This is a genomic window from Nonomuraea sp. bgisy101 (assembly GCF_057708945.1).
In genome coordinates this window covers 363,297-377,300 of record NZ_JBYITD010000002.1, presented here as the reverse complement: position 1 = coordinate 377,300, position 14,004 = coordinate 363,297, and the positions used below count along the sequence as shown (strand labels likewise).

Genomic DNA, 14,004 nt, shown 5'->3' with positions numbered 1-14,004 from the left:
AACCCGACCGGCACCTCGCCTCCCGCGGCCGGTTTCCCCCAACCGGTGATCCCTCCGGCTCCACTCACCACCCTCCCGGCTCCACCGACCACGAGGATGGGAGCGGGCCGCGATGAGGTCGGGAGCCGGTAGCGTACGGCTGGCGTCGGGTGCCGCCCGGCCGGTGGGGCAGCGTCGGGGACGGAGGGCACGCGGGGTGGAGACCGGGCTGACGGCCTGGACGCGACGGCCGGCCCAGGCGACGCGCGACGCGGCGACAAGGGCGTGGACGCGGGCACGTCCCATGATGGGGCGGCACCGCTGGTTCCTGATCGTGTTCGGGCTCGGCGCCCTCCTGCGGGCGATCACGATGGTGGGTTACCGGCCCGCCCTGTGGTTCCCCGACTCCTACACCTACATCGTCACCGTCTTCCACCCTCGGCCCGACCTGGTGCGTCCGGCGGGCTACTCCCTCTTCCTCAAGCTCCTGCAGCCCTTCCACAGCTTCGGCGCCGTCACCGCCGTCCAGCACCTGCTCGGCCTGGCGACCGGCGTCCTCGTCTACGTGGCCGCCCGAAGAGCCACCCGCAGGGTCCCCACGTGGGCGGCCACGCCGGCCGCCGCTCCCGTGCTGCTCGACGCCTACCAGATCGAGCTGGAGCACCTGCTGGTCTCCGACGCGCTGTTCTCGTTCCTGGTGGTCGCGGCCGTGGTCCTGGCGATCCGCAGGGAACTCACCTGGCGTACGGCTCTGGCCATCGGGCTGCTGCTGGCCTGCGCCTCCCTCACCAGGACCGTCGGCCAGCCGCTCATCGTGGTCCTCGGCGCGTGGCTGCTGCTGCGCAGGAGGATCGCTCTCGCGGGCATCATGGCCGCCGCCGCGCTCCTGCCCGTGCTCGCCTACGGGGGCTGGTTCCACGCCACCTACGACCGGGTCGGCATCGTGGGCGCGAACGGCGTCTTCCTCTACGCCCGCACGATGTCGTTCGCCGACTGCGCGCGGATGGAGCCGCCGGCCGACCTGGCCGTGCTGTGCGACCCGCGCCCTGCGCGGGACCGCCCGCCGTCGCAGGAGTACATCTGGGCCAAGGACTCGCCGCTGGTGAAGCTGCCCGGCATCACCTTCTCCCGAGCCAACGACGAGCTGGCGGGCCGGTTCGCGATGCTGGCCATCCGCAGCCAGCCGCTCGACTACGCGGGCTCGGTCCTGTCGGAGCTGACCCGCACGTTCACCCTGGGCAGGCCGGTCTATCCGGACGCGGAAATCTACGGCTACTACGAGTTTCCTGTGAATCCCCCTGGACCTCCGGGACGTTATCCCGCACAAGTCGGAGCTGAATTCGCACAAAAATACGAAAAAGGCGCTATTGGCACGGACATCGTGGAGCCGTTCGCCGGCTGGATGCGCGCCTACCAGGACGTGGCCCGCCTGCCGGGCGCCGTGCTCCTGGCCATCCTGCTCGTTCCGCCCGTCGTGGCGATCAGGCGCAGGACTTACCAGGGCGCATGGCTTCTACCCTGGTCAACGGCATGGGTGCTGCTGATCGTGCCGCCCGCCGTGGCCGAGTTCGACTATCGCTACACGCTGCCGGCCGTCCCCCTGGCGTGCCTCGCGGCGGCGCTCTGCTCCAGGCCTGTTCCGTAAAATTTTTCACGTCTACATTCCATGAAATGTCCGGTTCTGAGTAAGCTCTGGGGCTGGATCATCACGCTCGGGTCACGACCGATTCGGTCGATCATGGCTCCGGCAACGCTTACAGTGACTTAGTCTCGTGGCGCGATGAGCGATCGACCGAGCCAGCGTGAAGCGGGCTCCGAATCTCCGGACGAGGAGGCCGTGGTGAGCAGGATGCCGAACACGGACTCCACGCCGCCGGGCGAGGGGGTCGTATGAGCAATCACAGAAGTGTCGACGTCCAGGACCGCCTGGTCGCGCCCGCCACTCCCGGCTACCGGTCCTCTCGAAGGGCCGCCGCCACTCCTCCCCCGCCACCGCGCCCGCCCGAGGAGCCGCGAGGCCACAGGAGCGGCGGTGGCGGTCGCAAGCGCCTGAGCGGCATGGCATGGGCGGGCATCGCGGTGACCGGCCTGATGGTCGCCGGCTCGCTGACCGGCTACACGGTCTATCGCAACGCGTTCTCCAACATCCACACCGAGGACGTCGACGGCAAGATCGTCAACACCCGCCCCGTGAACGCCACCGGCGCGCTCAACGTGCTCATCGTCGGCTCCGACACTCGCCACGGCGACGGCAACGCCAAGTACGGCAAGATCGACTCGCAGCGCGACTCGGGCAAGCGCACCGACACGATGATCCTGATGCACATCTCGCCCGGCAGGGACAAGGCGCAGCTCGTCAGCCTCCCTCGCGACTCGATGGTCGAGATCCCCCGGTGCAAGAGCGAGGCCAACGGGGCGATCCTTCCGACCGCCCACGGGATGATCAACTCCGCCTACAACACCGGCGGCATCGCGTGCACGATCACCACGATCGAGACGCTGACCGGCATCCGCATCGACCACCACGTCGAGATCGACTTCAACGGCTTCAAGGCCATCGTCGACGCCCTCGACGGCATCGAGGTCTGCCTGAACACCGCGGTCGACGACAGAAAGTCCAAGCTCAAGCTGCCCAGGGGCAGGTCGACGCTGAACGGCGAGCAGGCCCTCGGCTACGTCCGCCTGCGCGCCTACGGCAACGGCAGCGACCTCCAGCGGATCCAGCGGCAGCAGCTCTTCGCCAGCCAGGTGGTCAAGAAGGTCACCACCGGCGGCGTCCTGGCCAACCCGGCCAAGCTGATCAGCCTGATCAACGCCGCGGCCTCCTCCGTCACCATGGACAAGGAACTGGCCACCAACACCGGCAAGCTCCTGGAGATCGCGCAGAGCGCGAAGGCGCTCACCGCCAGCAAGGTGCAGTTCTACACGGTCCCGATCCTGCCCGACCCCGAGGACAGCAACCGCGTCATCTGGGACCCCGCCAGGGCGCCGAAGCTCTTCCAGGCGCTCAAGAACGACACCGAGCTCCCCCAGCCGGCCCCGAGCTCCACGGTCAAGAAGGTCGTCCCGAAGGTCGAGCAGGTCAAGGTCCAGGTCATCAACGGCACGACCACCTCGGGCAAGGCGGGTGAGGTCGCCCAGCAGCTGTCCGAGCTCGGCTTCCAGGTCGTCGGCACGGGCAACGCCCTCACCGCCACGGGCACCAGCCAGCCGACCACCAAGCTCCTGTACGGCAAGCGCGACACCACAGGGCCCGACTACGCCGACGTGCTGGCCGCCAAGCTGTCCGGCACCAAGCGCCCCTCCACCAAGGGCAAGGTGAAGGTCACCAACCCCGCGGCGTTCACCGGCGGCGGCACGACCCAGACCGTCTCGGACACCGGCGCGGACAAGGCCCCCGTCATCCAGCTGCTGATCGGCGAGGACTTCACCGGCGTCCGCACGGAGATCCCCGACGCCATCAAGGAGACGGGCATCTCCGCCGACACCAAGAACATCTGCGCCTGACCCTGCCGGTCGCGCACCCCCGCTCGCGGGGGTGCGGAGCATGCCCTCTTGACTCGACTGGACAAACCTCGTCAACCTCCGAATTCCCTGTGGATTCCCGTTGTTTGTCATGTCTCCACCGCGACATGGGTCCCACTGACCGTTACTGTTGTCAGACCGCCAACGCGAGTCGGCATCCTGCTAGGCGTCTGCAAGGAGCCCTGGCTACCGTGGCTTTGCGATCCCCGGCCCCCGACAGATAGCTGAGCGTCTCTACCGTGAGTGACTCCCCATCCTTCCCGGTTCCGGCCAACAGGAGGAACGGCACGAGAAGCGCCGCCTCCGAGGCGCCACCTGCCGAGACGGAGGGAGTGGGCGCTCCGTGGTCCGCGCCGAGGCAGGGCGCACACCAGGGCGCGCCGCGGCAGGGCGCACCGCAGCAGCAGGGGCCGGTGTGGGGCGAGCAGCCCGCCGAGGCCTCCTTCTGGGGCTCGCTCGCCACCCAGGACCGCTCGGACGAGCAGGCGGCCGAAGCCGAGGAGGAGGAGCCGAAGCCGGCGCCGCGCAAGCGCGAGCCGTACCTCGACAACGTCAAGTTCCTGCTGATCGCGCTCGTGGTGATGGGCCACTCGCTGGTGCCCACGCTCAACGCGAACTCCTCCAAGGCGCTCTACGTCTTCATCTACACCTTCCACATGCCGCTGTTCGTCATCGTCAGCGGGTACCTGTCCAGGAACTTCTGGAACTCCAACGCCAAGACCAACAAGCTGGTCGACACCTTCGTCGTGCCGTACGTGATCGTGGAGGTCGGGTACGCGGCGCTGCGCTTCTCCCTCGGGCAGAAGTGGAGCCTGACGATCATCGACCCGGCCTGGCTGAACTGGTACCTGCTGGCCCTGCTGTTCTGGCGGCTGTCGACGCCGGTGTGGAAGCGGATGAAGCAGCCGATCCCGGTGGCCATCGCGATCTATCTGTTCGCCGGGTTCTCGCAGATCTCGGGCGACTTCAGCATGGACCGCTTCTTCGGCCTGCTGCCGTTCTTCGTGATCGGCCTGGTGATGCAGCCCGAGCACTTCGAGATGCTCAACCGCACCTGGGTCAAGGTCGTCTCGGCCGTGACGCTGGTGGGCGCGGCCGGGGTGGCGATCTACATCGGGCTCGGCAAGTGGTCGCTGAAGCCGTTCTACTTCAAGCACAGCTACCAGGACATGGATCTTTCCTGGTACATGGGCCTCGGGCTGCGCGCGGGCCTGCTGCTGGCCTCGCTGGCCATGTGCTTCGCCTTCCTCGCGCTGGTGCCGCGCGGGGAGACCTGGTTCACCGATCTCGGCACCCGCACGCTCTACTGCTACCTGCTCCACGGCATTCCCGTGCTGATCGCCAAGGAGATGGGCTGGCTCGACTTCCCGTGGCTGCACGGGCCGCTGGGTGTGCTGGCGATCAGCACCAGCGCGTTCGCCCTGGCCATCGTGCTGTGCCTGCCGGAGACCCGCACGGTCTTCAAGTGGGTGCTGGAGCCGCGCCTGACGTGGCTCTACCGCCGTCCGTCAGGAAGTTAAACGGCAGTTCCCCCCGCATTCACGCACGTGATGGCATAGCCACGCACCATCACATTTATGCGCGTTTGCGTCGCCACCACCCTTCACCATCCCGAGGACGCCCGGATCATGCATCGGCAGATCAGGGCGCTGCTCGACGCGGGCCACGAGGTGACCTACGTCGCTCCTTTCACCCACTTCAACGTGACCCCGGTGCCGCCGATCACCGCGATCGACGTCAGGCGGGGCGGCGTGCCACGTGCCGCGCTCAGACGCGGGGCCAAGGACGCCGACCTGCTGATCCTGCACGAGCCCGAGCTGCTGGTGGCGCTGCCGTTCCGGCACCCGCCCGTCGTGCTCGACACGCGCGACGAGCCTGAGGGGCCACTCGGCCGCAGGCTGGTCGCGCGGGCGCGGCGGCTGCACCACGTGCTCGAGCCCGCCGCCGCCGAGGCCACCCTGGCCGCCACCGAACCGCCGCCGCCCGGAGACACCAGGATCGTCCACATCGGGCGGCTGACCACTGACAAGGGCGTGAACGAGCTCGTCGGCCTCGCGCAGCGGCTGGCGCCCCACGGCATCAGGCTCGACCTCATCGGGGCCGCCGACCGCGAGGTCAGGCCCGTCCTGCGGGACGCCCAGCGGGTCGGGCTGCTGGACTGGTTCGGCTACGTTCCCAACCGCCACGCCCTCCGCATGGCCGAGGGCGCACTCGCGGGACTCTGCCTGTGGCGCGAGCCATCGGCCAGGCCGCCCACCAAGGTTCTGGACTACATGGGCCGCGGGGTGCCCGTCGTCACGACCCCCGTGGCGGCCGCTGTGGTGCGGCAGGCGGGGTGCGGCTCGGTCGTGCCGTACGGCGACGTCGACGCGGCCCTGGAGGCGGTGCTGGACCTCAAGGAGGACCCGGCGCGGCGCGCGAAGCTCGGCGCGGCGGGCAACACCCTGGCCCGTCTCCACCACCACTGGCCCGACCACGCCACGGCCTTCGTGGCGCGCCTGGAGAAGTGGGCGGGCGTCGCCCACGAGCTCGCCGTCTGACGATGGGGCCCTTCCCCGGAGATTCGGCCGAAGACGTGGACGGCGGCCTGATGGTCACATGTACTGGAGTCATGGCTTCGCATCTGATCCAGGGCCGCACGATCACCATGCCCGTGAGGGTGACCGACGCCACCGTCTGCAGCGCCATGTATCCGGTCCGTGCCGACGCGGCCCGCGCGGTGATCGCCTATTCAGGGCTCGACGTCGCCGAGGTCCTGCCCGGCAAGGCCATCTGCACACTGGTGTTCGTCCAGTACCGCGACAGCGACCTGGACTCCTACCACGAGTTCGGCGTCGCCTTCCTGGTGCGACCGCCCGGCAGCGGCCGCACGCGAGCGGCGGGGCCCGCCACGCTCAGGTCGGCGGGCGCGTTCGTCCACTGGCTGCCCGTGAACCAGGGCTTCACCCTGGAGGCGGGCCGGACGATCTGGGGCTTCCCCAAGGAACTGGCCGACATCGAGCTGCGCCTGTCGTCGCCCTACAAGCGCTGCATCGTGCGCAAGGACGGGCGGCTGATCATCGACATGCTGCTGAAACCGGGAGTGCCGGTACCGGGCGCGGCGGCCGCGACGCCGCTGACGGCGTACACGCACCTCGACGGCGTCACCCGCAGGGTTCCCGCCAAGATGTGGGCGAGAGGGATGCGCGTGCGCCCTGGAGGGGCGCTCGTCCGCCTGGGCAACCATCCCGTCGCCAAGGAGCTCAGCGAGCTCGGCCTGCCGAAACGGGCGCTGATGACGACGACCCTGCGGGCGGCCATGACCTTCGACACGGCCGGCGACGCCTGACGCGGGGCAGGTCAGACGATCGGGGGACGGCCCAGCTTCACCATGCGCCACGCGGTGCGCCACGCCATCGGCCTGCGCTCGCCCGCCGGGGTGCGCAGCCCCTCGAAGAAGCCCTGGAACCAGGCCCGCAGCGCCACGCCCGAGCGCCGCTCGCGCCACAGCGTGAGCACCACCCAGTCGAGCAGGTACCACGCCGCCAGCGGCCACGGCAGGTTGCGCCGCGCCAGCCACACCCTGTTGCGGGCGTTGAGCCGGTAGAACTCCGCGTGCCTGGTCGGCGGCACCTGAGGGTGGTACATGACCGTCTGGGCGTCGTACTCGATCCGGTAGCCCTCGCCCAGCAGCCGCCAGGCCAGGTCGGTCTCCTCGTGCGCGTAGAAGAACCGCTCGGGCAGGCCGCCGACCTGCAGGAACGCCGATCGGCGGATGGCGGAGGCGCCGCCGAGGAAGGTCGTGACCGGCGAGGAGCGCTCGGGGTCGCCCGCGCGCAGGCGCGGGACGTGGCGGCGCTGGCCGGTGCCGCCGTCGGGGTCCATCACCCTGAAGGAGATGACGGCGAGGTCGGGCTCCGTGGCGAAGCGGTCGCGCACGTGCGCGACGACCTTCTGGTTGGCGTACCAGCCGTCGTCGTCGAGGAACAGCACCACGTCGCCCGAACACTCCTCGACCCCGCGGTTACGACCCGCGGGAATGCCGGTGTTGTGGGCCAGGCGAACGGTTTTCACGGTCGCGGCAGAGCCCTCGGGCGGTGTCGCCGTCAGCGCGGGCACGTCGGCTCCGTTGCCCACGATGACCACCTCGACGTCGCCGTCGACCTGGTTGAGCGCGGACTCGACCGCCCGGTTCAGCTCGGCGACCCGGTTGCCCATGGTGAGGATGACGCACGAGATCTTCAACGGGTCATCGCCTTGACGCGTCGAGAGCACGAGCGGAGCATTCTTTCATGATCACCGAGTTTGTTGGGGTCTGCCAATATCCGGATTGATGGAGACAAGAGTATCGGAACCGTCAGTGAACCCCCACCGAACAGCGGGCGTCTGATCAATTCGACGGGCGTGGTGCCCTGACGGTTCCGAGTCACGCTAGCCGCCTGGAGGCCAGGATGCTGACCAGATGGAGGATCATTTGAATTCCGGCCGCCGCAGCGCAGGCCACGATGAGCACCTTCGAGGCGGTGAGGTCGCCGAGGGCCAGATCGATCACGGCCGCGACCAGCGCGAGCAGTGACAGCTCGATCGGCTGCACGATCCGGTGGAACTTCGTCGCCCCCAGCACCCGCCGGCCCAACCCGAGCAGGCCCGAGCGGAGCTGCCCTGCGGAGGCCTCGGTGGCGGCCTTCAGACCGCCCTTGGCCCGCGCCACGTCAACGAGGTCGGTCTCGGCCTTGATGAGGATCGCGCCGAGCGCGGCGGCGAACCCCAGCACGGTGTACCAGTCGGGCAGGACGCTCGACGCCCGCCAGCCGAGGCCCGCCAGCAGCGCGGCCTCGGTGAAGTAGGCGCCGATCCGGTCGAGGTAGACGCCGGTCAGCGAGGTCTTGCCGGTCCAGCGAGCCAGTTCGCCGTCGGAGCAGTCGAGGAGCAGGTAGACCTGGACGAGCAGGACGGCGCCCACGGCGGCCCACAGTCCGGGCAGCGCGAGCACCACACCCGCCACGACGCCGGCCGCCGTCATCACCCAGGTCAGCTGGTTGGGCGTGACCGACGTCCTGGTCAGCAGCCAGGTGACGCGCAGGGAGATCCAGCGCATGTAGAGCACGCCGGCCCAGTGCTCGCCGTTCCTGCGCTCCAGGTGGCCGGCGGGCTGGGCGACCGCCCGGAGCTCAGCTACCGAAGGCCCGGACATAGCTCTCCACCCGATCGCGAACCTCTGACTCCGACAGACGCAGGTGCTCGAGGATCGTGTAGCGACCCGGACGAGTGGAGGGCGCCAGCATGACGGCCTCGGTGAACTGCTGGGCGCTGAGGCCGATGTCGCCGGGCGTGACGGGCAACTGGTGCTGCCGGAGGCAGCCGACCACCTGCGTCAGCCTGGGCTGGTCTTCCCTGAGGAAGAAGCAGAAGGCGGCACCGATCCCGGCGAGCTCGCCGTGGTTGGAGGTGCCGGGAAAGAGCTGATCCACGGCATGAAGGATCTCATGGTCTCCGCCACTGGATGGACGGGAAGACCCGGCGATGACCATGGACATCCCGGACAGGATCAGCGACTCCGCCAGCACCGTCAGGAACGCGTCCGACTCGATGGAGTCGGACCGGCCGATCAGCGCCTCGGCCGAGGTACGCGCCATCGAGCAGGCCAGGCCGTCGATCGGCTCGCCGCGCTCCATGTTGCCCAGCTGCCAGTCCTCGATCGCCGACAGGTTGCTCACGACGTCGCCCACGCCCGACCTGACCAGCGCGTCGGGAGCCGTGTGGACGAAGTCGAGGTCGACGAGGATCGCCAGCGGCATCGGCACGCCGAAGGAGCCCTTGCCGCCCTCGTAGACCAGCGACGCGGTCGGCGAGCAGATGCCGTCGTGCGAGAGGTTGGTGGCCACGGCGACCATCGGGATCCCCGCCAGCGAGGCGGCGTACTTGGTGGCGTCGATCGTACGGCCGCCGCCCACGCCGACGACCACCTCGTAGGCGCCCTTACGCAGGTCGGCGCCGAGCGAGACGGCCGCCTCGACCGAGCCGTCGGCGACGCGGAACACCTCTGCCTCTTCGAGGGTCGGCGCGATGAGCCCCTCGATGTGGTCGCCCTGACCCGGGCCGACCGCCACGGCGACCCTGCCCGAAGTGGCCACCCTGCTGTCGGCGAGCAGCGCGCCGAGCTGGGCGACCGCGCCCCGCCGTACCTCCATGGTGAGGGGGGCGGGCAGCATCCTCGCTAGAAGCGGCATCGAGCCTCCTCTAGTAGCGGGTGGCGATGTCGCGGGCCTTGTTCAGGTCGTCGTGGTTGTCGACCTCGACCCACTCGACCTTGCCGATCGGCGCGACGTGGATCTTCTCGCCCCGCTCGACCATCTCCTGGTAGCCGTCCTCGTAGTAGAGCTGCGGGTCGCGCTCGAACGTGGCCTGCAGCGCGTCGGCCAGGCGCTCGGCGGCGCCGGGGCGGATCAGGGTCGCGCCGATGTACTCGCCGTAGGCGTCGGAGGGGTCCATCAGCTTGGTGATCCGCTTGAGCGAGCCGTCGTTGAGCGTGACCTTCATCTCCTCGTCGGCCAGCGACTTGACGTCGTCGACGGCGAGCAGGATGTCGCTGGTCGCGGGGGCCGAGAGCAGCGTCTCCTCGACCGAGACGGGATGCACGGTGTCGCCGTTGACCAGCAGCGCCCCCTGGGCGAAGTAGTCGCGCGCGCACCACAGGGAGTAGGCGTTGTTCCACTCCTCGGCCTTGTCGTTGTGCACGAGAGTGAGCCGCACGCCGTGCCGCTTCTCCAGCTCCGCCTTGCGCTCGTGTACGGCCTGCGCCGCGTAACCGACCACGATGACGACGTCACGCAGGTCCACCGCGGCGAGGTTGCGCAGCGAGATGTCCATGATCGTCGTTTCTCCGTCGACCGGCACGAGCGCCTTGGGCAGCGTGTCGGTGTACGGCCGCAGGCGTCGTCCGGCCCCGGCGGCCAGCACCATTCCCAGCAACGTGCACTCCTCAGTCGAGCATGACTATGTAAGACCCCAAAGGTTAGTTGCCTCGAGGCCCTGATCGTGTAATCCGCTCTTAGTCTGGAGTTCCGATGTCGGCCGCATCCAGCCCTGACCGGGGCGCGGCCAGCCAGCACGTCATCGATTCCCAGCCGAACAGGCACCACAGGTAGAGGGCCAGCAGGACGCACCAGACCGTCACCTGGCCGATGATCACTCCGACCGACACGGCGAGCATCCTGCCGTCCCATCCGAGCCCCGCGGTCGACAGCCACGGCGGCGGGTAGACGTGCTGGCGCACCCGGTAGACCAGGTCGTAGTGGTGGAAGGCCATCGCGCCGAGCAGCGCGAAGATGATCAGCGGGTGGACGTCGTGGCCGAAGCAGACCGACGCGACGAAGACGTACTCCGTCAGCCGCAGGATCGGCGGGACCAGCCAGTCGACCCTGCCGTCGTGCGCGTGCGAGCTGCCGGGTCCGGCCAGCAGCAGCGTCACCGCGGGGGCGAACACCGCCAGCCCGTCGGTGCCGCCCAGCCCGACCAGGAGCAGGATGCCGGTCACGAACGCGCCCGCGATCGCGGGCGGCAGAGGAGGCAGCTGGCCTGCCACCAGCGCGCCCATGCCTCGCGAGAAGGGGCCGTCGTCGCGGTAGGAGACGACCCTGCTGCGGGGGACGGGGATCATGTGAACGGAAATCATGGTCGCACCCACCTCATCCGGTCGACCTCGCGATCCTGCCGACGAGCTGGTAGAGGAAGGCGAAGCCACCCCAGACGAGCAGCGCGGTGAACGTGGTCTTCGCGTTGAACAGCGCCGCGGTGACCGCGATCAACACCATCCGCTCCCCGATCGGCAGCACGATCACCTTCTTCGCCCACCGGGTGAGCGACTCGCGCTCCAGGCGCTGCGCCAGCCCCAGCACCCCTTGATGGGGTACGGCGAGGCGCCCGCCGTCCGCGGACTCCAGCAGCGACCTCGCCGGCCTGGCCCATGCCGCGCCGATCAGCTTGGCGTCGGCCACCGCCCCCTTGTAGGAGAAGTCGAGCGAGTGCCTCAGCGTCTGCAGGATCATCGCCGCCACGGCGAACCGCCAGATCCCGTCGGGCCCTCCGTCGCCCGCGTCCAGCCCCGAGGCGTAGCCGAGGGCCAGGCCGATGTAGACGACGTACTCCTTGAACCGGTCGGCCATGCCGTCGACCCATGCGCCCAGCGGCGTGAACGTCCTGGTGAAGCGGGCGAGCTGGCCGTCGACGCAGTCGAGCACGAACGACAGCAGCAGGAGCGCCGCGCCGGCGATCTGGGCGTCCCTGGTGCCCGCAGAGAACCACACGGCCGACAGCACCGCCACGCCGACCGAGATGCCGGTCACCGCGTTGGGCGTCAGCCCCAGATGCGCCGCCAGACGGACCAGATGCGGGGACCACGAACTGACGAAGAAGGTGGCGAAGAAGCCGTCGTCGCTCTTCACCGCGGTGTCGAGCCGTACCTTGGCCTCGTCGACGTCGGCCAGCCTGGTCACAGCCAGGTCGGCGGCGGACTGGGCGGTCACGCGGTCGGCGTGCAGGCGGCCGATCTGCGCCGCCCGCACCGGCACCCCGGAACGCACCAGCCCGACCAGCAGCAGGTCGATGGCCTCGATCGGGGTCACAGGGCCGAGCCTGCCCGTGTCGGCGAGCTCGGCGAGCTCGTCGGCGATGTCCGCCAGCGTCCCGAGGTCGGCCTCCCCCACCTGGAGCACGCCGCGGAATGTCGCGTTCGCCTCGGGAACGATGTGGAAGGAGCTCCCCGCGGCGACGACTCTGGCGTGCTGGATCCTGACGGGCGGGCGCAGCGGCCCGACCGTCGTGTCGGAGCTGACCAGCGCGCCCGTGCCGCGGGCCGGGTGCTCCATGAGGACGGCCAGCGCCTCGGTGTGCGCGATGAGGTCGGCGGGCAGCAGGACGACCGCTCCCGTGCAGATGCGCGCGATCTTGGCCACGCCGCGCAGGTCGGCGCCGAGTCCCCCACCCTGCGGCACCACGTGCACGTCTCTGACGGGCATCAGCACGAGCTGGTCGTTGATCCTGTCGAGCAGGGTGCCGTCCGCGCACGCCAGCCTGGCGGCAGGAGTGGTCGCGAGCACCACGGCCGCGGCCGTGACGCCTTCTCGGATGACGGTGGGTTCTGGCACGCGCAGTTCTCCTTCGGACACGAGGAGTGCGTTGCCCAGCGTAGCGAGAGGGCGACCGCAAATCACGAGTGCGCGGCCGCGACGCGCGGTACCGTTACCCTCGCCGTATGGAATCTCGACTGCGCACCGTGGGAGTGGTCCTCGCGGGGGGCGTGGGTCAGCGGGTCGGGCTGAACACCCCCAAGCAACTCGTCACGGTCGCCGGCAAGTCGATCATCGAGCACACGCTGGCCCTGTTCGACGCCGCGCCCGAGATCGACGAGATCATCGTGCTGATGACGCCCGGCTTCACCGCCGAGGTCGAGAAGCTGGTGGCCGCGCGCGGCTTCGGCAAGGTCGTCCAGGTCCTCGAGGGCGGCGCCTCGCGCACGGAGACCACGTGGCGGGCCCTGGACGCGCTGGGGCCGCAGGAGTGCAACGTGCTGCTCCATGACGCGGTACGGCCGCTGCTGGAGCCCCGGATCATCACGGAGTGTGTCGAGGCGCTGGAGCGCGACACGGCTGTGGAGGTGGCCATCCCGAGCTCGGACACCGTCGTGGTGGTGGAGCCTGGGCCGCGCGGAGACGTCGTGCGCGAGGTGCCGGAAAGGGCGCGGCTGCGGCGCGTCCAGACGCCGCAGGGGTTCAGGCTGTCGGTGATCAGGCAGGCCTACGAGCGGGCCTTCGCCGACCCGGACTTCGGCAGGCAGCCGCCGACGGACGACTGCGGCGTGGTGCTGCGGTACCTGCCCGAGGTCCCGATCGTGGTCGTGCACGGGAGCGAGCGCAACATCAAGGTGACGCACCCCGTCGACCTGCACATCGCGGAGACGCTGTTCCGGCTGGGTCCCACCGCCGTCCCACCGGCCTCCGGCCAGGCGCTGGAGGGGAGGACTGTGGCGGTCCTCGGCGACGACCTGGGGGCAGGAGCGGAGGTGGCCGAACTGGCGCGGGCGCACGGCGCCGCGCGGGTACTCCTCCTTCCGCCCGCCTCCGTCTCCACGACGCTGCCCGACGTGGGCAGGGTGGACTGCGTGGTGAACGCCGCGCCCGTAAGGCCCGCGGGCGGGCTGGCGGAGGCGGGGGACGACTACCTCACGGCGGTGACCGTGGCCCGTGCCGCGCATCCGCTCCTTCGGGAGTCGCGTGGCAGGCTGCTGCTGCTCACCTCGTCACGCCTGGCCGGCACGGGACTGGCGCGCTCGGGCGCGGCGGCGGTCGTGGAGCTTTCCCTGGCGCTGGCCGAGGAGTGGGCCGCCGACGGGATCGCGGTGAACTGCGTCAGCGCCGAACGGGCGGGGGCCGCGCAGGCCGTGATCGACGTGCTGGCCTCGGACCTCACCGGCCAGGTCGTCGACGCCTGACCGCCGAATCCCGAAGGGTGTCCTTCGGGGGT

At 69.8% G+C, this 14,004-nt stretch carries 12 protein-coding genes; 6 read left to right on the top strand and 6 right to left on the bottom strand.

From position 1 onward, the window contains the following. The first annotated feature begins 196 nt into the window (after positions 1–196). The 5 genes from AC3EO4_RS05335 (at position 197) to AC3EO4_RS05315 (ending at position 6,832) form a co-directional block, all read left to right on the top strand. Positions 197–1,624, top strand: a complete 1,428-nt coding sequence (locus tag AC3EO4_RS05335; protein WP_379571190.1) for a hypothetical protein — start codon at positions 197–199, stop codon at positions 1,622–1,624. 245 nt (positions 1,625–1,869) lie between these two features. Then, positions 1,870–3,486 (top strand): LCP family protein, encoded by a 1,617-nt coding sequence (locus AC3EO4_RS05330; RefSeq protein WP_379571188.1) that lies wholly within the window; start codon positions 1,870–1,872, stop codon positions 3,484–3,486. A gap of 257 nt (positions 3,487–3,743) precedes the next feature. Further along, the gene (locus tag AC3EO4_RS05325; RefSeq protein ID WP_379571186.1) at positions 3,744–5,024 is read left to right on the top strand and encodes an acyltransferase family protein; all 1,281 of its coding nucleotides are present in this window, start codon (positions 3,744–3,746) and stop codon (positions 5,022–5,024) included. A gap of 57 nt (positions 5,025–5,081) precedes the next feature. Beyond that, positions 5,082–6,044, top strand: coding sequence for a glycosyltransferase (locus tag AC3EO4_RS05320; protein WP_431894047.1), 963 nt, complete (start codon positions 5,082–5,084; stop codon positions 6,042–6,044). Between the two features lie 71 nt (positions 6,045–6,115). Further along, on the top strand, positions 6,116–6,832 hold the full coding sequence (locus AC3EO4_RS05315; RefSeq protein ID WP_379571182.1) for an acetoacetate decarboxylase family protein: 717 nt from the start codon (positions 6,116–6,118) through the stop codon (positions 6,830–6,832). A gap of 11 nt (positions 6,833–6,843) precedes the next feature. Here the strand turns inward: AC3EO4_RS05315 and AC3EO4_RS05310 are convergent, their stop codons facing one another. The 6 genes from AC3EO4_RS05310 to AC3EO4_RS05285 form a co-directional block, all read right to left on the bottom strand. Then, positions 6,844–7,728, bottom strand: coding sequence for a glycosyltransferase family 2 protein (locus AC3EO4_RS05310; protein WP_379571180.1), 885 nt, complete (start codon positions 7,726–7,728; stop codon positions 6,844–6,846). A gap of 181 nt (positions 7,729–7,909) precedes the next feature. Beyond that, complete coding sequence (locus tag AC3EO4_RS05305) at positions 7,910–8,677, bottom strand: CDP-alcohol phosphatidyltransferase family protein (RefSeq protein WP_431894044.1); 768 nt, start codon at positions 8,675–8,677, stop codon at positions 7,910–7,912. Next, on the bottom strand, positions 8,655–9,695 hold the full coding sequence (locus AC3EO4_RS05300; RefSeq protein WP_379571521.1) for an iron-containing alcohol dehydrogenase family protein: 1,041 nt from the start codon (positions 9,693–9,695) through the stop codon (positions 8,655–8,657). Before AC3EO4_RS05300 ends, AC3EO4_RS05305 begins: the two co-directional genes overlap by 23 nt. Before the next feature lie 28 nt (positions 9,696–9,723). After that, entirely contained in the window at positions 9,724–10,455 is a 732-nt protein-coding gene (locus tag AC3EO4_RS05295) for a phosphocholine cytidylyltransferase family protein (protein ID WP_379571176.1), read from the bottom strand. Positions 10,456–10,534: 79 nt separating this feature from the next. Next, entirely contained in the window at positions 10,535–11,158 is a 624-nt protein-coding gene (locus AC3EO4_RS05290) for a DUF5941 domain-containing protein (RefSeq protein ID WP_379571174.1), read from the bottom strand. A 13-nt stretch (positions 11,159–11,171) separates the two neighbouring features. Next, positions 11,172–12,629 (bottom strand): CDP-alcohol phosphatidyltransferase family protein, encoded by a 1,458-nt coding sequence (locus AC3EO4_RS05285; RefSeq protein WP_379571172.1) that lies wholly within the window; start codon positions 12,627–12,629, stop codon positions 11,172–11,174. Between the two features lie 107 nt (positions 12,630–12,736). Between AC3EO4_RS05285 and AC3EO4_RS05280 the strand changes: the two genes are divergently transcribed. Next, positions 12,737–13,972 (top strand): 2-C-methyl-D-erythritol 4-phosphate cytidylyltransferase, encoded by a 1,236-nt coding sequence (locus tag AC3EO4_RS05280; protein WP_431894042.1) that lies wholly within the window; start codon positions 12,737–12,739, stop codon positions 13,970–13,972. Positions 13,973–14,004: the final 32 nt, after the last annotated feature.

Bases quoted from the DNA above. Each gene is read 5' to 3' on its own strand.
- AC3EO4_RS05330 (WP_379571188.1), top strand. From the start codon at position 1,870: ATGAGCAATCACAGAAGTGTCGACGTCCAGGACCGCCTGGTCGCGCCC.
- AC3EO4_RS05320 (WP_431894047.1), top strand. From the start codon at position 5,082: ATGCGCGTTTGCGTCGCCACCACCCTTCACCATCCCGAGGACGCCCGG.
- AC3EO4_RS05315 (WP_379571182.1), top strand. From the start codon at position 6,116: ATGGCTTCGCATCTGATCCAGGGCCGCACGATCACCATGCCCGTGAGG.
- AC3EO4_RS05305 (WP_431894044.1), bottom strand. From the start codon at position 8,677: ATGTCCGGGCCTTCGGTAGCTGAGCTCCGGGCGGTCGCCCAGCCCGCC.
- AC3EO4_RS05300 (WP_379571521.1), bottom strand. From the start codon at position 9,695: ATGCTGCCCGCCCCCCTCACCATGGAGGTACGGCGGGGCGCGGTCGCC.
- AC3EO4_RS05290 (WP_379571174.1), bottom strand. From the start codon at position 11,158: ATGATTTCCGTTCACATGATCCCCGTCCCCCGCAGCAGGGTCGTCTCC.
- AC3EO4_RS05280 (WP_431894042.1), top strand. From the start codon at position 12,737: ATGGAATCTCGACTGCGCACCGTGGGAGTGGTCCTCGCGGGGGGCGTG.